Origin of the sequence: Salmonella sp. SAL04196 (assembly GCF_046550835.1) — a bacterium.
GTDB lineage: Bacteria > Pseudomonadota > Gammaproteobacteria > Enterobacterales > Enterobacteriaceae > Salmonella > Salmonella enterica.
This window is the reverse complement of record NZ_JBGDXE010000005.1, coordinates 1-16,755: the sequence shown is the minus strand read 5'-3', so window position 1 is coordinate 16,755 and position 16,755 is coordinate 1. Positions and strand designations below refer to the sequence as shown.

Here is a 16,755-nt window from a genome sequence, read left to right as displayed (position 1 = left end):
TCTCGTCTTCTAAGCTTCGGTGTGCGCAAGGGGGGAAACGGCCGTCATTATAAAGAATCTGACGCGCCGACGAAACCGTTTGCGTAGAAATAAAATCACCGCTTTTTCTTGTCATACGGTGCGGCTATCGTTGCGAATAAGTTGCCAACTGGCGCATTGTTACGCAAAATGCCGCTCATTAATGACTTATCTATTGCAGCAAAACATCTTTTTCAGCCCGAGGCAACGCACGATCCAGAGAATTAACTAATTGAAAAAATTAAAGATTAATTATCTGTTCATCGGCATATTGACGCTGCTGCTGGCAGCAGCCCTTTGGCCCTCAATCCCCTGGTTCGGTAAAACCGAAAACCATATCGCCGCGATTCAAGCCCGGGGGGTACTGCGCGTCAGTACGATCGACTCGCCATTAACCTATTCCGTTATCAACGGTAAAAAATATGGTCTGGACTATGAACTGGCGCAGCAGTTCGCCAACTATCTCGGCGTGAAGCTGAAAGTGACGGTGCGCCAGAATATCAGCCAGTTGTTTGACGATCTGGATAACGACAATGCCGACCTGCTCGCGGCTGGGCTGGTCTACGACAGCACGCGCGTTAAAAACTATCAGCCCGGCCCCATGTATTACTCGGTTTCGCAACAGCTCGTCTACCGGGTCGGACAATATCGCCCACGCTCGCTGGCGACCGTTAACGAGAATCAGCTTACCATTGCGCCAGGGCACGTCGTGGTCAATGATTTACAGCGTTTAAAAGAGACAAAGTTTCCCGACCTGAGCTGGAAGGTGGATGATAAAAAAGGCTCGACGACGCTGCTGGAAGAGGTCATCAGCGGCAAACTGGATTACACCATTGCCGATTCAGTGGCGATCAGTCTGTTTCAGCGCGTTCATCCCGAACTGGCCGTGGCGCTGGATGTCACGGATGAACAGCCCGTGACCTGGTTTAGCCGACTGGACGACGATAATACGCTCTCCGCCGCGCTGCTCGATTTTTTCAATTCGATCAATGAAGACGGTTCTCTGGCGCGGATCGAAGAGAAATATCTGGGGCATGGCGATGATTTCGACTACGTTGATACCCGCTCTTTCCTGCGAGCGGTGGATAACGTCCTGCCGGAGCTGGAACCGTTATTTAAAAAATATGCCAAACAGATAGACTGGCGCCTGCTGGCGGCGATTTCTTATCAGGAATCGCACTGGGATCCGCTGGCGACCTCGCCAACCGGCGTGCGCGGCCTGATGATGCTGACTAAAAATACCGCCCAAAGTCTGGGGCTGACCGACCGTACCGATGCGGAGCAAAGCATCAGCGGCGGCGCTCGCTATCTTGAAGATATGATGGCTAAAGTTCCCGAAACCGTTCCGGAAGACGAGCGTATCTGGTTTGCCTTAGCCGCCTACAATATGGGTTATGCGCACATGCTCGATGCCAGATCGCTGACGGTAAAAACCAAAGGCAATCCGGATAGCTGGACCGATGTGAAGCAGCGTTTGCCGCTGTTAAGCCAAAAACCGTATTACAGTAAGCTAACCTACGGTTACGCGCGTGGACATGAGGCTTATGCTTATGTGGAAAATATCCGTAAATACCAGATAAGTTTAGTGGGGTATTTGCAGGAAAAAGAAAAGCAGGAAGCGGAAGCCATGAAACTGGCGCAGGATTACCCGGCGGTGTCGCCGGAGGAGCTGAATAAAGCGCCCTTCCCCCTCCTGTCGTTTTTATCGCAGTCATCAGGCTACCTGACGCATTCGCCGTCTTTACTGTTTACGCCGCAGAAGAAAGAAGAAAAATAGTGCGATGGTCTTATCGGATGGCGACGCGCAACGTCTTATCCGGCATTGCGCTATAGTGCCGGCCCCGCGCCTTCCGCACGGTCGGCTTTCTTCAGGGCTTTAATTTCCTGACGACGCATACGGAAAAAATCACTGAGCAGCGTCGCACATTCATCGCGCAGCACCCCTTCAATAATGTCGACCCGGTGATTCATTCCCGGATGGTGCAGCACATCAATTAGCGATCCGGCCGCGCCGGTTTTTGCATCGCGCGCGCCAAAGACAACGCGTCCAATGCGGCTATGCACCATAGCGCCTGCGCACATCACACAGGGTTCCAGTGTGACATACAGCGTGGTATCCAGTAACCGATAATTCTGCAATACCAGACCTCCCTGACGCAGCGCCATTATTTCAGCATGCGCAGTAGGATCGTGGCGGCCAATGGGTCGGTTCCAGCCTTCGCCAATGACACGATGGTTATGCACCAATACCGCGCCAACCGGAACCTCGCGTTCGTCCCAGGCGCGTTTCGCCAGCGTCAGCGCGTGGCGCATCCAGTATTCGTGATCTAATTCGACATCAGACAAAGAGATAACTCCGGTAATGAAAGCGGGCGGCATTATACACAGACGCTATGCGTTTCACTATTCGAGCTGCTGCAGCTCGCCGTGCGGCGTCACCCGCCAGCGATGCTGGCAAAAATAAAGCAGCGGGTTATCCTGTTTGCTGTCGCTGTAGCCGCTATAAAGACGCAGCGGCGTACCGATTTTACGTTCCAGTTGCGCGACTTTTTCATGGCCCAGACAGCGCACGGTTAATACCCAGCCGCCATACCGTCGCGCCATCTGGCTGGCGATGAGGTTAACGCGCGGCAACCACGGCGTATCAAAATAGACTTGCTCTACCAATGATTGCGGAGAACCGGTAATAAGCCAGATATCCGCGTCAGAGCTCAATAGATAGGTGGTCAGACGCTCCTGTACAACCGGAAACGCCGTGACGTTAGCGCGAAACCAACGGACAAAATCCGCCTGATGCGCCTGCAAACGCGTTTCGCTATGGCCAAAAGTACAGCCCCACAATAACAGACTCATCGGCCAGCGGGCCGCACGCCCTTTTACCAGTAAACCGATACCGATAATGGGCAACAGCGGCAGTACGAGCAGCGCATTTAGCGGCTGACGGCACAGCAAATAACGCAGAAAACTGCCGAACATATCCTGTTGATGTAACGTTCCATCCAAATCAAAAAAGACGACACGACGCTCGTGGCTGACCAAATCTTACTCCTCTGGATCATTGAACCCCAGCAGCCAGGTAAAAATAAACCCGGCAATTACCGCTATTAAATAGCCTAACAGATAGAACAGGACTTTTCCGGCAACAATTGTTAATGCCAGCGGCAAACCGGAAATACCAAAGGTAATTACCGTCGCCACTTTCCAGTAGCTGATCAACGCCCCGCCTACCGCGCCGCCAAGGCAAGCGCCAATAAATGGCTTACCCAATGGCAGCGTGACGCCAAAAATCAGCGGCTCGCCAATTCCCAGCAGTCCGACCGGAAGCGCGCCTTTAATCACCTTTTTGAGTCGCGCATTGCGGGTTTTCATCAGTACGGCAATGGCCGCGCCTATCTGACCAACGCCCGCCATCGCCAGGATGGGAAACAACGCGTTATAGCCGTGTGCTTGCACCAGCTCCACATGAATAGGCACCAGCCCCTGATGTAGCCCGGTCAGTACCAACGGCAGGAAGGTTCCGGCTAACACCGCGCCCACCAGAAAACCGCCGCGATCGATAGCCCAGGACGCGCCGTGAGCGATAGCGTCTGAAATCCAGCCGCCAAGCGGTTGCAGAGCGACAATCGCTACCGCGCCGGTGATAACAGTCGTCAATAAAGGGTTAAGAATTAACTCCAGCGACCCCGGCAGCAGCTTACGGAACTGGCGCTCAATCCAGCACATTAACGCCACCACCAGCAGGACGGCGATGACGCCGCCCCGTCCCGGCTGAAGCGCCTCGCCAAAGAGCGTAATCTGCGCCAGTTGCGGGCTGGAAAGGATCCCCGCCATCACGCCGCCTAACGCCTGCGATCCGCCAAAGACTTTCGCGGTATTGACGCCAACCAGAATGTTCATGATAGCGAATACCGCGCTGCCAAATATCCCCATCAGGCCCAGCAGGTTAGGATAGTGGACGGCAACGTCGCCGACGATATCCGGACGTTTAAGAATGTTGATAATGCCGGTAATCAAGCCGGATGCGATAAAGGCGGGGATAAGCGGAATAAAAACATTCGCCAGCTTACGCAACGCATCGCTCATCGGCGCTTTATACTTCGCTTTCGCCTCGGATTTGGTACGCGCCATAGCGTCATCCGGCTTTACACCACCTGCGGCAATCTGCACGCGCATCGCATCAACCACCTGTGCAGCCTTCCCCGGCCCAACGATCAGCTGATGTTGCTCCCCTTGCTTTACGTATCCACTGACGCCAGGCAACGCTTTTAAGCGCGGAATATCCAGTTGGCTGTCGTCCTGTACCTCCACCCTGACTCGCGTCATACAGTTTTCCAGGCGCAGAATATTTTGCTCTCCGCCGATACCACGTAAAATGTCGCTGGCGAGCGCTGCCGTCTTATCCATACACACCTCTTTAGTGTTCTAACGCCGCCCTTAAAAAGCCCTGATGAGCAGCGAGTTTTTCCCTGGCGGCTGCAGCATCCAGCCCCGTAAGCGCCATCAAAATGGCGGGCTTAACCTCAAAATCGGTCTGTTTCAGCAACGTTTCCGCCTCTTCACGACCTATCCCGGTCGCTTCAACGACCATCCGACACGCGCGATCGACTAGTTTGACGTTGGTGGCTTTCATATCCACCATCAGGTTTTGATAGACCTTGCCGAACTTCACCATCGCGCCGGTAGAAATCATATTGAGCACCATTTTCTGCGCGGTGCCGGATTTCAGCCGCGTGGAGCCGGTAAGCGCTTCCGGCCCGACAACGGGCGAAATAGCGATATTAGCCTCCCGCGCAATAGGCGAATCTGGATTACAGGAGACGGCAACAGTGGTACAACCGGACTGTCGCGCATAGCGCAGGCCGCCAATCACATAGGGTGTACGACCCGACGCCGCGAGCCCCACGACCAGATCCTGTTCTTGCAGATTTAGCGCGACAAGATCGTCTTCGCCTGCCTGTTGGCTGTCTTCCGCGCCTTCGACCGCTTTCAACAACGCGCCCGGCCCGCCGGCAATCAGTCCGACGACCAGACCGTGCGGAACGCCAAACGTCGGGGGGCATTCTGAGGCATCCAGTACGCCAAGCCGACCACTGGTGCCCGCGCCCATATAGATGATACGTCCGCCAGCCTTCAGCGCCGCCGCTGCGGCATCCACCGCACGCGCGACGTCAGGCAGAGTGGCTTTTACTGCTTCCGCTACCAGCGTATCCTGTTCATTAAAACGCTTAACTAATTCAGGGGTAGGCAACGCATCCAGATCCATCGTTTGCGGGTTACGGGTTTCAGACACTAAGGTACCAAGATTCATTTTTGTCCCTCTGGAATTTTTAATTCATAATAAGCGTCCATGATGGAATAGAATATTCCCCCAGGCGAGTGAAATTTCGTTTTGTCGTCGCCATCACGTTTCGCAGGAGCTGCTCATGAACTGTTTGATTCGTATTCGCCAGCGTTATCCGGATCTCGCGCAAAGCGACAGGAAACTGGCGGATTATCTGCTCGCGCAACCGGATACGGCGCGACATCTGAGCTCGCAGCAACTGGCGGCCGAAGCGGGCGTCAGCCAATCCAGCGTAGTCAAGTTCGCGCAAAAACTGGGGTTTAAAGGGTTTCCGGCGTTGAAACTGGCTCTCAGCGAAGCGTTGGCCAGCAATCCTAATCCGCATTCCGTTCCCGTTCATAACCAGATTCGCGGCGACGATCCGATGCGCCTGGTCGGGGAAAAATTAATTAAAGAGAATGTGGCGGCGATGCACGCCACGCTGGACGTTAACAGTGAAGAAAAGCTGTTAGAAAGCGTCACGATGCTGCGCCACGCCCGCCGTATTGTGATCACCGGGATTGGCGCCTCTGGGCTGGTGGCGCAAAATTTTGCCTGGAAGCTACTGAAGATTGGCATTAACGCGGTGGTTGAGCGCGATATGCACGCCCTGCTGGCGACGGTGCAGGCGCTGGCACCGGAGGATCTGCTGCTGGCGATCTCGTATTCCGGGGAGCGGCGCGAGCTGAACCTGGCGGCGGACGAAACATTACGCGCAGGCGCGAAGATCCTGGCCATTACCGGTTTTTCTCCCAACGCCTTGCAGCAGCGCGCCACCCGCTGTCTGTATACGATTGCCGAAGAGCAAGCGACGCGTAGCGCCGCTATCTCCTCGACACATGCGCAAATGATGTTGACCGACTTACTGTTTATGGCGCTGGTACAACAGGATTTAGAGCGGGCGCCGGAGCGTATTCGCCATAGCGAGGCGCTGGTAAAAAAACTGGTTTGAAAATGGCTCTTCCGCCTCATGCAGAAGCGCCATCAAGTTTATTGTGCTTCTTTAGCGTGAATCAATTGCGTCAGGAGTGTGTTAACCGGTACGGCAATATTGTTCTGAGCGCCGATTCGCGCAATCGCACCATTTAAATAGTCGATTTCAGTCAGTCGGCCTTTATGTAAATCCTGATGCATAGAAGGATAGTGGTGGCCGCTCTCACGCGGATCGAACACTTTCTTCACCGTATTCATCACCATTTGCTCAGTCAACGGAATATTCTGGCTGGCAGCAACTAACACAAACTCATCAACTACCGCTTGCGCTAAATCTAAAGCACCAGGCCGCTGACCAAATCCGCCGACATTACAATCCAGTAGCGCGCAATAGGTGTTCATTACGCTATTAAAGGCTGCTTTCTTCCAGATCGATAATAATACGTCAGGGCTTATTTCAGCATTCAATCCAGCGCTATTAAGGGTGGCAATGACCTTAGCCTCTTGAGCCGAATCATGGCTGGCAATCGGCTGCAGTTCAATCGTTCCGGTACCGGTGGCCATAATATGCCCAGCCCCCTCCAGTTCGCTGGACCATAACGTCACACCCGCATAGATTTTCTGCCGATCGACATATTTCTCCAGCGTTTCGATATTTCCCAGGCCGTTAGATAAAATCATCACTACTTTCGCGGCTGGCAGTAATGGCTTAATACGCTGTAACATGCTATCCAGCTGCATGGCTTTGGTAAACAGAATAACCAGCTCAAACTCCCCCTGGGATTCATCAGCCAACATAGCAGGGATGGGGTAATACTTCTGAGTCGTTTCCGTTTCGACAAACAACCCCTTGCTACGAATAGCGTCAACATGCTCCTGCCAGCTATCGATAAGCGTCACGTCGTGCCCGGCCTCCAGCAGCATATAGCCAAAACGACATCCCATAGCGCCTGCACCTGCGATTGCAATTTTCATTTTTATTTCCTTATTATCTGATTAATGAATTTTGGCTAAAACCGTTGCGACATATTTCTTCGTTATCAGGGTCAACACGACTCCAATAAGCAATAGCACCGTTGTCAAAATAAATACCGTATTGTAGCTTCCGGTATATTTTGCAATAGCGGACGTGACGTAAGGAGCAATAACCGCACCGACGGCAAAACCAAAATACATAAAGCCGTAGTTTAGTCCCTGGTTACGCATACCAAAATTCTGGCTGGTCAAGCCAGGGAAGATAACTAATATACCGGCATAAGCAAAGCCCACGCCCAAAGCGCTGAAATAGAATACCGAAGTATTACCGTTGAAGAACAACAGCAGCAGCATACAGACGCAGGTAAAAAGATAAACGATAACCAGAGTATTGTAGCCGCCTAATTTATCGGTTAACCCTCCCCAGAACAGGCGACCAATTGAGTTAAATATCGATACCAGGCTAACGACTAATGCACCGGACAGTAAACCGTACTGCGTCATACCAATTTGCGCAGAGCTTGAGCTAATTACCATCCCAGAGAACACGCCCAGCGCCAGAATCATAAACAGCAGCCAGAAGCGCAGATCTTTCAGCATGTGCCGATAGTCTTTATCCAGTGGCGACGCTTTAATTCCTCCGCTATCTTTTGCTGGCGCGCTACGAATAAAGAACTGGACGATAAAAATAACCACCAGATAAACAATACCAAGATATAACAACGCCCGACTAACATCGTGAGTTTGCGCCATAAAATATTCGGCCAGGCGGGTGCAAAGTAGCGTCCCGACGCCAACACCCGCCAGTACGATACCGCTGGCAAGACCGCGACGGTCAGGGAAAAATTTCAGAATATTATTAAGATTACCCGTAAAAGCCAGGCCCGATCCCAACCCGGCAATGACGCCGTAGGTTAAAAACAGCATTGGCAAATTATCCACAAACCCGGACAAGATAAAACCTAAAGAAAACAGGATACCGCCGATAACTATCGCCTGCTTTCCTTTACCATTGTCGATCATTCTCCCGCCCCAAATCATCGGTAAAGGAATGATCCCCATGTTGATAGAGAATGCTAACGCCAGCGTAGCCGGATCCCAGTGATATTGCGCCATGAGTGGTGTTTTGAAATAGCTAAATGCGTAGACGCCCCCGAGCACAAAATTGATGCACACGTGAGCGGCAAGCATTCCCCAGCGGTTGATTGATGCCGACATAATTTTCCCTTTTTAAAATGCACTGATCACAGTTTAAAAAAAGCAAAATAGGCAAACAATTTGGTATTTTTTATAATCGTTATAACAAAACCCAATCGATTGGCATTAAATTTTAATGAATATCAAACAACTACATTCCTTCCTGATATTGTGTGATGAATTACATTATAGTCGGGCAGCCAGTCGCCTGTTTATCACTCAGCCATCATTAAGTCAGCAAATCAAACAACTTGAGTCATCACTTAAAACAATATTATTTAAGCGAAAAGGTAGAGGAATTAAATTAACAAAAGCAGGCATTATTTTGCAACGACATGCTAACAAAATAATGCTGGATTTAAAAAATGCCGAAAATGAACTTCTTCCCTACCAGGATCAACAGCGCGATACTATTTCAATCGGGGTGTCAGGCAGCTACCTGGTCCTGCCCGCTTTTCGCAACTTTATGGCACACCATCCGGAAATATCTTTAAATGTTAAAGAGTTCTCAACTGAGCAAACCATTAAAAAGCTGACGGATAGCGCCGTTGATATTGGCATTGTTTATCGAACAGCGCTCCCTGCCCAGCTAAGCTCGACCATGCTGTTTGAAGATGAAATTATCGCTGCAATCCCACTTTCTCATCCTCTGGCGACACGCGAACGTCTGCAGCTAAAAGATTTAAACGACCAGCCCATTATCGTGCTTAATGACTCTCTGCTATTAAGAGGGATCATCACCACTGAATTTAATAACCGCAAAGTCGTTCCTAACGTCATCTGCGAACTGGATAACCACTACTCATGCCTTGAGTATGCCGAAGCGCAGATTGGCATCGCATTTATTACCCGCTCGCTAACCCATTTATCGACACCCAAAAATGTTCGCCTGGTTTCACTGGGCATCCCCGCATTCTTTATTCCTGTCATGCTGGTGCACAGTAATGACCTTTCACTGGATAACGCAACCATCTGCCTGCTCAAGCAGATCAAAAATTTTTACACTGTAGATAACAAATCAGCGCCAGAAAAGAGCTGGCCCGAGCAGAAAATAGGCGTATAATGCCCGCCCGATTTGTGTTGTTTCTGAGAATTTCCTGATGGCGCTGTTAATCACCAAAAAATGTATCAACTGCGATATGTGCGAGCCGGAGTGCCCGAATGAGGCGATTTCAATGGGCGACAGCATTTATGAGATTAACAGCGACAAATGCACCGAGTGTGTAGGCCATTACGAAACGCCGACCTGTCAGAAAGTCTGCCCAATCCCCAATACGATTTTGCAGGATCCCGCCCATGTCGAAACCGAAGAACAGTTGTGGGATAAGTTTGTTCTGATGCATCACGCAGATAAACTGTAAGCGGGTTAACGCACTTCCAACGCAACAATGCCTGATGGCGCTATGCTTATCAGGCCGACAACATGTCGGCCTGTAGGTCAGATAACGTGTTTACACCGTCATCCGGCAAATCTAACTTTCCAGAATGACCGTAGCGCAGGCGTAATGGCGCTCATCGGCCAACGTGACATGCATGTGCGCCACACCGAGTTTTTCCGCCAGCGTTAACGCCTCGCCCCACAGCCGCAAACGTGGTTTTCCCAGCTCATCGTTAAACACTTCGAACTGATTAAACGCCAGACCGTTGCGGATGCCGGTGCCAAAAGCTTTCGCTGCCGCCTCTTTGACCGCAAAACGCTTGGCGAGAAAACGCACCGGCTGCTGATGCGTCTCCCAGATAGCCCACTCGTTGTCACTGAGCACACGCCTTGCCAGACGTTCGCCGGAACGGGAGATCACTGCCTCAATGCGGGCAATCTCTACAATATCCGTTCCCAGGCCGAGAATCGCCATTAGCCGCGCGCTTCCAGCATCAAACGTTTCATTTCAGCCACCGCCTCTTTCAGGCCCGTCATCACCGCCCGACCAATAATGGCATGACCGATATTAAGTTCGTGCATTTCCGGCAGCGCGGCAATAGCTTTGACGTTATGGTAGGTCAGGCCATGACCCGCATTTACTTTTAGCCCCAGGCGAGCCGCCAGGGTCGCGGCGCTGGCAATACGCGCCAGCTCTTTTGCCTGTTCCGCATCGGTTTCTGCGTTGGCGTAGCAGCCGGTATGGATTTCGATAAACGGCGCGCCGACTTCCGCCGCCGCGTTGATTTGCGTTTCATCGGCATCGATAAAGAGCGAAACCTGGATGCCAGCCGCCGCCAGGCGCGCACAGGCATCACGCATTTTATCGCGCTGTCCGGCCACATCCAGACCGCCTTCGGTGGTGACTTCCTGGCGTTTTTCCGGCACCAGACAACAGAAATGCGGCCTGGTTTCTACGGCGATCGCCAGCATCTCTTCGGTCACCGCCATCTCCAGATTCATACGCGTATGCAGCGTCTGACGCAAAATGCGCACATCGCGATCGGTAATGTGGCGACGATCTTCGCGCAGGTGTACGGTAATGCCGTCCGCGCCTGCCTGTTCAGCAATAAACGCCGCCTGTACCGGATCCGGATAGTCGGTGCCGCGCGCATTACGTAACGTGGCAATGTGGTCAATATTGACGCCTAACAGTAATTCAGCCATGACAATCCTCGTTAATCTTTCTTCGTTTTTACTGTGCGTTTGGGCATAAATTGCCGGAACAGCTCCCGGCTTTTTAACGGTTTTCCCCCAAGATACGGCTTTAATGCCATACGGGTAAAGCGTTTAGCGGCACGCAAGGTATCTACATCCGGAAATTCCCGCGCCTCCAGCGCTTTCAGGTGCCGTCCGGTAAAGGTGTTGTTATCAATGACGACGCTGGCGAAAAAGCCTTTTTCTTCGCGGTAACGGTAGGTCATGGTGTCATCCACCCGTTCGCCGCTGCCTGCACAGTGGGTGAAATTGACGCCATACCCCAGATGTCCCAGCAACGCCAGTTCGAAACGTCGCAACGCCGGTTCAGGCGAGCCGGTGGTTCCCGCCAGCGCCTGAATACAGTTCAGATAATCAAAAAAGAGTTCGGAGAAGCGCGTTTCATATTCCAGTACGCGAGAGAGGAGTTCGTTGATATACAGGCCGCTATAGAGCGTAATACCGCTTAACGGCAGCGCCAGAGAAACTGCCTCGGCGCTGCGCAGGGTTTTCACCTCGCCGCGTCCGCTGTAGCGTAGCAATAACGGCGTAAAAGGCTGCAACGCGCCTTTCAGATTGGAACGTTTAGATCGCGCGCCTTTGGCGACAAGGCGCACGCGCCCCGATTCTTCCGTGAAGACGTCCAGCATCAGGCTGGTTTCGCTCCAGGGGCGACTGTGCAGGACAAATGCGCGCTGCCACCCTTCCACGCTGTGTTAACTCACAGATCGTCTACGTAACCGAGACTGCGCAGAGCGCGTTCGTCATCGGCCCAGCCGGATTTCACTTTCACCCACAATTCCAGGTGTACCGGCGCTTCGAACATCTCCTGCATGTCTTTACGCGCTTCAATACCAATGGTTTTGATCTTGGCGCCTTTGTTGCCAATCACCATCTTCTTCTGCCCTTCGCGCTCGACGAGGATCAGCCCGTTGATATCATAGCCGCCGCGTTCGTTGGTAACAAAACGTTCAATCTCAACGGTAACGGAATACGGCAGCTCGGCGCCGAGAAAACGCATCAGCTTTTCACGGATGATTTCAGACGCCATAAAGCGCTGAGAGCGATCGGTGATGTAATCTTCCGGGAAGTGATGAATAGCTTCCGGTAAATGTTTACGCACGATACCGGCAATGGTATCGACGTTCATACCCGTTTCAGCAGAGATCGGTACGATATCAAGAAAGTTCATCTGGCTTGCCAGGAACTGGAGGTGCGGCAGCAAATCGGCTTTTTCCTGCACGTTATCCACCTTGTTAACGGCGAGAATAACCGGCGCTTTGCCATCGCGCAGTTTGTTCAGGACCATTTCGTCGTCCGGCGTCCAACGGGTGCCCTCCACAACGAAAATCACCAGCTCAACGTCGCCAATCGAACTGCTCGCTGCCTTATTCATCAAACGGTTAATGGCGCGCTTTTCTTCCATATGCAGACCCGGGGTATCGACATAGATTGCCTGATACGGGCCTTCGGTATGAATACCGACAATGCGGTGGCGCGTGGTCTGCGCTTTACGGGAAGTGATCGAAATCTTCTGCCCGAGCAGTTTGTTCAGCAAGGTGGATTTGCCAACGTTCGGACGTCCGACGATGGCAATAAATCCGCAGTAAGTTTTGTCGGTGCTCATTCCAACTCCAGTTTTTTCAGCGCCTGTTCGGCGGCAGCCTGCTCCGCCTTACGACGGCTGGAACCCGTGCCAACCACCGGTTCGCTCAGGCCGCTGACCTGGCAGTGGATAGTAAATTCCTGATCGTGCGCCTCGCCGCGTACCTGCACAACCAGGTAAGATGGCAGCGGCAGATGGCGACCCTGCAAATACTCCTGCAAGCGCGTTTTAGGATCTTTTTGTTTATCGCCCGGACTTATCTCATCCAGACGGGTTTTATACCAGTTAAGGATTAACTGCTCGACGGTCTGGATATTGCTATCGAGAAATACTCCGCCGATTAACGCTTCAACGGTGTCCGCCAGAATGGACTCTCGACGGAATCCGCCGCTTTTTAATTCGCCCGGCCCTAAACGCAGGCACTCGCCTAAATCAAATTCACGGGCTAATTCCGCCAGCGTATTACCACGTACCAACGTGGCGCGCATACGGCTCATATCTCCCTCATCCACCCGTGGGAAACGATGATAAAGCGCGTTAGCGATAACGAAGCTCAGGATTGAATCGCCTAAAAACTCCAGGCGTTCGTTATGTTTACTGCTGGCGCTGCGGTGAGTTAATGCCTGCTGCAACAGCTCCTGATGATTAAAAGTGTAGCCCAGCTTCCGTTGAAGCCGATTAATTACGATGGGGTTCATGCGATACCAATAAATGAATGCGTCAACAATCCAGCACACGAAACAGACCTGATACACGTCATCTGTCCTGCCGCATCGCTGCAGCGGAAAGAAGGTTGTCTATAACCAACGCTGTTTCGTGTGCCGTGGCGACCAAACGGCGCCAACCTAAAACTTCGGGGGAATATTCTATACACAACGACAGGGGATGTCGTTAGTCTGAGGGAATTTATCCAGGAAATAATTCACGCTGCCGCTAAAAAGACGGCAGCGTGAACGATCATTTCGTCACAGTTAGTAAATACCGCCGATACGACTCAGGCGTACGCCTGTCGGCCACTCCCCTTCCTGCTTGTCAAAGCTCATCCAGATAGCGACCGCTTTACCGACCAGATTCGCTTCCGGAACAAATCCCCAGTAACGGCTATCCGCACTGTTATCGCGGTTGTCGCCCATCATGAAATATTGTCCCGGTGGTACAACCCAGGTCGCCAGCGGTTGTCCTGGCTGTTGGTAATACATGCCCAACTGATCCTGGGCTATCGGCACCATCAGGATGCGATGAGTTACATCGCCTAACGTCTCTTTACGTTCGGTCAGGCGAATGCCGTTTTCTTTTGTCTCGTTTAGCGGAACCTCAAAGAAACCGCTGGTCGCTTCTCCACCGTTACGGCGGGCAAAGGTCTGTACAAAATCGCTCGGCTCAACGTTAGAGTAGGTAACCGGCAGCGCATTTTCGCACGCCTGACCGGAGCTACAGCCAGGCTGAATCGTCACCTCTTTTGCAACCGGATCATAAGTGATTTTATCGCCCGGCAAACCGACGGCGCGTTTGATGTAATCTAACTTAGGATCTTCCGGATATTTAAATACCACAATATCCCCGCGCTTTGGATGACCGGTTTCAATCAGGGTTTTCTGGTAGATCGGATCTTTAATGCCGTAGGCAAATTTTTCCACCAGAATAAAATCGCCGATAAGCAGTGTCGGCATCATTGAGCCTGACGGGATCTGAAAGGGTTCATAAAGAAATGAACGAACGATCAGAACGATCGCCAGAACCGGGAAAACCGACGCCCCGGTCTCTAGCCAGCCCGGCTTAGGCGCCACTTTATTGAGCGTAGCGTTATCCAGCGCATCTCCCGACGCCGTTTGCGCGGCAGCCTGGCGCGCCCGACGTTTTGGCGCGAAAACAAACTTATCAACGCACCATAAAATGCCCGTCACCAGTGTGGCTATCACCAGAATCAGGGCAAACATGTTCGCCATGCCAACTCCTTAGGGATTATTTATTGTCTTTACCGACATGCAGAATGGCGAGGAACGCCTCCTGAGGCAGCTCGACGTTACCGATCTGCTTCATGCGTTTCTTACCTTCTTTCTGTTTCTGCAGCAGTTTTTTCTTACGACTGATATCACCGCCGTAGCACTTCGCCAGCACGTTTTTACGTAACTGTTTTACCGTCGAACGGGCAATAATATGCGTACCAATCGCCGCCTGAATCGCGATATCAAACTGCTGGCGTGGGATCAAATCTTTCATCTTCTCCACCAGCTCGCGACCACGGCTTTGCGAGTTATCACGGTGCGTGATCAGCGCCAGCGCATCGACACGTTCGTTGTTGATTAACACATCAACACGCACCATGTCGGAAGCCTGGAAGCGCTTGAAGTTATAATCCAGAGACGCATAGCCGCGCGACGTCGATTTCAGACGGTCAAAGAAGTCGAGCACCACTTCCGCCATCGGGATTTCATAGGTCAACGCGACCTGGTTACCGTGATACACCATGTTAGTTTGTACGCCGCGTTTCTCAATACACAGCGTAATAACGTTACCTAAATAGGCTTGTGGTAACAGCATATGACATTCGGCGATAGGCTCGCGCAGTTCATAAATGTTATTCAACGGCGGCAGCTTGGAGGGGCTATCAACATAGATAGTCTCTTTCGCCGTTGTTTCTACTTCATAAACCACGGTCGGCGCAGTGGTGATCAGATCCAGATCGTATTCGCGTTCCAGACGCTCCTGAATGATCTCCATGTGCAACAGGCCGAGGAAGCCGCAGCGGAAACCAAAGCCCAGCGCCGAGGAGCTTTCCGGTTCATAAAACAGTGAGGCGTCGTTCAGGCTTAGCTTGCCGAGCGCGTCGCGGAAACTTTCATAATCGTCGGAGCTGACCGGGAACAGACCTGCATAGACCTGCGGTTTCACCTTCTTAAAGCCCGGCAACGCTTTTTCCGCTGGGTTACGCGCTGAGGTTAAGGTATCGCCAACCGGCGCGCCGAGGATATCTTTAATGGCGCAGACCAGCCAGCCTACTTCGCCGCACTTCAGCTCGGTACGATCAACCTGTTTCGGCGTGAAGATCCCCAGGCGGTCAGCGTTGTAGGTCTGCCCGGTGCTCATCACTTTAATTTTGTCGCCTTTACGCATGGTGCCGTTTTTAATACGCACCAGCGATACCACGCCCAGGTAGTTATCGAACCAGGAGTCAATAATCAGCGCCTGCAGCGGGCCGTCCGGATCGCCTTGCGGCGGCGGGATATCGCGCACCAGGCGTTCCAGAACATCCGTCACGCCGACACCCGTTTTGGCGGAGCAGCGTACCGCGTCCGTCGCATCGATACCGACAATGTCTTCGATTTCTTCCGCCACACGCTCCGGATCGGCGGCCGGCAGGTCAATCTTGTTAAGCACCGGCACCACTTCAAGATCCATTTCCATCGCGGTGTAGCAGTTCGCCAACGTTTGCGCTTCTACGCCCTGGCCGGCATCCACCACCAGCAGCGCGCCCTCGCAGGCGGCTAACGAACGGGAAACTTCATAGGAAAAGTCAACGTGTCCCGGCGTGTCGATAAAGTTCAGTTGATAAGTTTCACCATCAGACGCTTTAAAATCCAGCGTCACACTCTGGGCTTTAATAGTAATACCGCGCTCACGCTCAAGATCCATCGAATCAAGTACCTGAGCTTCCATTTCACGGTCAGACAGGCCACCGCAGATTTGGATAATACGGTCAGACAGCGTCGATTTACCGTGGTCAATGTGAGCAATGATGGAGAAATTTCTTATATTCTTCATAAATATGAATTTTTTAACTCGCTATGCTGATAAATTTTTCTTGATGGACACAGCGGTGGACATTCCACAATAACTACCCCATCAACGACTGGCGTGCATATTACACTGTAGCTTTGAAATCGTCAGCATACGATCTGCTGATCAACTTACGATGTTACATCACAATAGAGGTCTGTACGATCTATAAACCTATAAACACGGTTACAGTCAGTCCTGACTAAACAGCGGCCGGCCTGCGCCCATTGCTCCGGGGTGAGCTTTGGACGCCTGCCACCAATACGACCTTTTGAACGCACCACTTCCAACCCGGCTCTGGTACGCTCAACGATC

18 protein-coding genes and 1 pseudogene are annotated in these 16,755 nt (G+C 52.1%); 5 read left to right on the top strand and 14 right to left on the bottom strand.

Going from position 1 to position 16,755, the window contains the following annotated elements:
- Nucleotides 1–19 precede the first annotated feature (19 nt).
- Together ACLJPE_RS17050 and mltF are read left to right on the top strand one after the other, a co-directional pair.
- Nucleotides 20–250, top strand: a complete 231-nt coding sequence (locus ACLJPE_RS17050) for a hypothetical protein (protein WP_001667158.1) — start codon at nt 20–22, stop codon at nt 248–250.
- Nucleotides 251–1,795 carry a membrane-bound lytic murein transglycosylase MltF gene (gene mltF, locus ACLJPE_RS17045; RefSeq protein ID WP_000734244.1) on the top strand — a complete coding sequence of 515 codons (1,545 nt, stop codon included), beginning with the start codon at nt 251–253 and terminating at the stop codon, nt 1,793–1,795.
- Nucleotides 1,796–1,845: 50 nt separating this feature from the next.
- Here the strand turns inward: mltF and tadA are convergent, their stop codons facing one another.
- The 4 genes from tadA to murQ are packed head-to-tail and all read right to left on the bottom strand — an operon-like array spanning nt 1,846 to nt 5,326.
- Nucleotides 1,846–2,397: a tRNA adenosine(34) deaminase TadA gene (gene tadA / locus ACLJPE_RS17040; protein ID WP_001134558.1), complete on the bottom strand. Its 552-nt coding sequence runs from the start codon at nt 2,395–2,397 to the stop codon at nt 1,846–1,848.
- A gap of 24 nt (nt 2,398–2,421) precedes the next feature.
- Entirely contained in the window at nt 2,422–3,057 is a 636-nt protein-coding gene (yfhb, locus tag ACLJPE_RS17035) for a phosphatidylglycerophosphatase C (RefSeq protein WP_000253554.1), read from the bottom strand.
- A gap of 3 nt (nt 3,058–3,060) precedes the next feature.
- Nucleotides 3,061–4,422: a PTS transporter subunit EIIC gene (locus ACLJPE_RS17030; protein WP_000361660.1), complete on the bottom strand. Its 1,362-nt coding sequence runs from the start codon at nt 4,420–4,422 to the stop codon at nt 3,061–3,063.
- 10 nt (nt 4,423–4,432) lie between these two features.
- Nucleotides 4,433–5,326, bottom strand: coding sequence for an N-acetylmuramic acid 6-phosphate etherase (gene murQ, locus ACLJPE_RS17025; protein WP_001048527.1), 894 nt, complete (start codon nt 5,324–5,326; stop codon nt 4,433–4,435).
- Between the two features lie 115 nt (nt 5,327–5,441).
- Between murQ and ACLJPE_RS17020 the strand changes: the two genes are divergently transcribed.
- The gene (locus ACLJPE_RS17020; RefSeq protein WP_000995703.1) at nt 5,442–6,290 is read left to right on the top strand and encodes a MurR/RpiR family transcriptional regulator; all 849 of its coding nucleotides are present in this window, start codon (nt 5,442–5,444) and stop codon (nt 6,288–6,290) included.
- Nucleotides 6,291–6,328: 38 nt separating this feature from the next.
- On the opposite strand, the gene ACLJPE_RS17015 is transcribed toward ACLJPE_RS17020, so the two are convergent.
- Together ACLJPE_RS17015 and ACLJPE_RS17010 are read right to left on the bottom strand one after the other, a co-directional pair.
- Entirely contained in the window at nt 6,329–7,246 is a 918-nt protein-coding gene (locus ACLJPE_RS17015) for an oxidoreductase (protein ID WP_000684033.1), read from the bottom strand.
- A 21-nt stretch (nt 7,247–7,267) separates the two neighbouring features.
- Nucleotides 7,268–8,464: an OFA family MFS transporter gene (locus tag ACLJPE_RS17010; protein WP_001276365.1), complete on the bottom strand. Its 1,197-nt coding sequence runs from the start codon at nt 8,462–8,464 to the stop codon at nt 7,268–7,270.
- Between the two features lie 115 nt (nt 8,465–8,579).
- Between ACLJPE_RS17010 and ACLJPE_RS17005 the strand changes: the two genes are divergently transcribed.
- Nucleotides 8,580–9,506 carry a LysR family transcriptional regulator gene (locus ACLJPE_RS17005; protein ID WP_001022476.1) on the top strand — a complete coding sequence of 309 codons (927 nt, stop codon included), beginning with the start codon at nt 8,580–8,582 and terminating at the stop codon, nt 9,504–9,506.
- A gap of 37 nt (nt 9,507–9,543) precedes the next feature.
- Nucleotides 9,544–9,804: a YfhL family 4Fe-4S dicluster ferredoxin gene (locus tag ACLJPE_RS17000; protein ID WP_001196291.1), complete on the top strand. Its 261-nt coding sequence runs from the start codon at nt 9,544–9,546 to the stop codon at nt 9,802–9,804.
- 111 nt (nt 9,805–9,915) lie between these two features.
- Here ACLJPE_RS17000 and acpS read toward each other — a convergent pair whose 3' ends face one another.
- The 8 genes and pseudogenes from acpS to ACLJPE_RS16960 all read right to left on the bottom strand — a co-directional run.
- Complete coding sequence (gene acpS / locus ACLJPE_RS16995; protein ID WP_000986043.1) at nt 9,916–10,296, bottom strand: holo-ACP synthase; 381 nt, start codon at nt 10,294–10,296, stop codon at nt 9,916–9,918.
- A complete protein-coding gene (gene pdxJ, locus ACLJPE_RS16990) occupies nt 10,296–11,027 on the bottom strand; it encodes a pyridoxine 5'-phosphate synthase (RefSeq protein WP_000818972.1) in 732 nt (243 codons plus the stop codon). The genes acpS and pdxJ overlap by 1 nt, the downstream gene beginning before the upstream one ends.
- Before the next feature lie 11 nt (nt 11,028–11,038).
- Complete coding sequence (gene recO, locus ACLJPE_RS16985; RefSeq protein WP_000399380.1) at nt 11,039–11,767, bottom strand: DNA repair protein RecO; 729 nt, start codon at nt 11,765–11,767, stop codon at nt 11,039–11,041.
- A gap of 11 nt (nt 11,768–11,778) precedes the next feature.
- Entirely contained in the window at nt 11,779–12,684 is a 906-nt protein-coding gene (gene era, locus ACLJPE_RS16980) for a GTPase Era (RefSeq protein WP_000102230.1), read from the bottom strand.
- Nucleotides 12,681–13,361: a ribonuclease III gene (gene rnc / locus ACLJPE_RS16975; RefSeq protein ID WP_001068341.1), complete on the bottom strand. Its 681-nt coding sequence runs from the start codon at nt 13,359–13,361 to the stop codon at nt 12,681–12,683. Before rnc ends, era begins: the two co-directional genes overlap by 4 nt.
- 273 nt (nt 13,362–13,634) lie before the next feature.
- On the bottom strand, nt 13,635–14,609 hold the full coding sequence (gene lepB / locus ACLJPE_RS16970; RefSeq protein ID WP_000002560.1) for a signal peptidase I: 975 nt from the start codon (nt 14,607–14,609) through the stop codon (nt 13,635–13,637).
- Between the two features lie 16 nt (nt 14,610–14,625).
- On the bottom strand, nt 14,626–16,425 hold the full coding sequence (gene lepA, locus ACLJPE_RS16965; RefSeq protein WP_000790154.1) for a translation elongation factor 4: 1,800 nt from the start codon (nt 16,423–16,425) through the stop codon (nt 14,626–14,628).
- Between the two features lie 218 nt (nt 16,426–16,643).
- Nucleotides 16,644–16,755: pseudogene (locus tag ACLJPE_RS16960) on the bottom strand (DNA-invertase); the annotation flags it as partial.

What these genes read in the sequence shown, in the direction of transcription:
- lepB (WP_000002560.1), bottom strand. Translation starts at nt 14,609, where the DNA reads ATGGCGAACATGTTTGCCCTGATTCTGGTGATAGCCACACTGGTGACG.
- ACLJPE_RS17015 (WP_000684033.1), bottom strand. Translation starts at nt 7,246, where the DNA reads ATGAAAATTGCAATCGCAGGTGCAGGCGCTATGGGATGTCGTTTTGGC.
- acpS (WP_000986043.1), bottom strand. Translation starts at nt 10,296, where the DNA reads ATGGCGATTCTCGGCCTGGGAACGGATATTGTAGAGATTGCCCGCATT.
- pdxJ (WP_000818972.1), bottom strand. Translation starts at nt 11,027, where the DNA reads ATGGCTGAATTACTGTTAGGCGTCAATATTGACCACATTGCCACGTTA.
- murQ (WP_001048527.1), bottom strand. Translation starts at nt 5,326, where the DNA reads ATGAATCTTGGTACCTTAGTGTCTGAAACCCGTAACCCGCAAACGATG.
- ACLJPE_RS17000 (WP_001196291.1), top strand. Translation starts at nt 9,544, where the DNA reads ATGGCGCTGTTAATCACCAAAAAATGTATCAACTGCGATATGTGCGAG.
- ACLJPE_RS17010 (WP_001276365.1), bottom strand. Translation starts at nt 8,464, where the DNA reads ATGTCGGCATCAATCAACCGCTGGGGAATGCTTGCCGCTCACGTGTGC.
- era (WP_000102230.1), bottom strand. Translation starts at nt 12,684, where the DNA reads ATGAGCACCGACAAAACTTACTGCGGATTTATTGCCATCGTCGGACGT.
- ACLJPE_RS17030 (WP_000361660.1), bottom strand. Translation starts at nt 4,422, where the DNA reads ATGGATAAGACGGCAGCGCTCGCCAGCGACATTTTACGTGGTATCGGC.
- ACLJPE_RS17005 (WP_001022476.1), top strand. Translation starts at nt 8,580, where the DNA reads ATGAATATCAAACAACTACATTCCTTCCTGATATTGTGTGATGAATTA.
- tadA (WP_001134558.1), bottom strand. Translation starts at nt 2,397, where the DNA reads ATGCCGCCCGCTTTCATTACCGGAGTTATCTCTTTGTCTGATGTCGAA.
- ACLJPE_RS17020 (WP_000995703.1), top strand. Translation starts at nt 5,442, where the DNA reads ATGAACTGTTTGATTCGTATTCGCCAGCGTTATCCGGATCTCGCGCAA.
- lepA (WP_000790154.1), bottom strand. Translation starts at nt 16,425, where the DNA reads ATGAAGAATATAAGAAATTTCTCCATCATTGCTCACATTGACCACGGT.
- rnc (WP_001068341.1), bottom strand. Translation starts at nt 13,361, where the DNA reads ATGAACCCCATCGTAATTAATCGGCTTCAACGGAAGCTGGGCTACACT.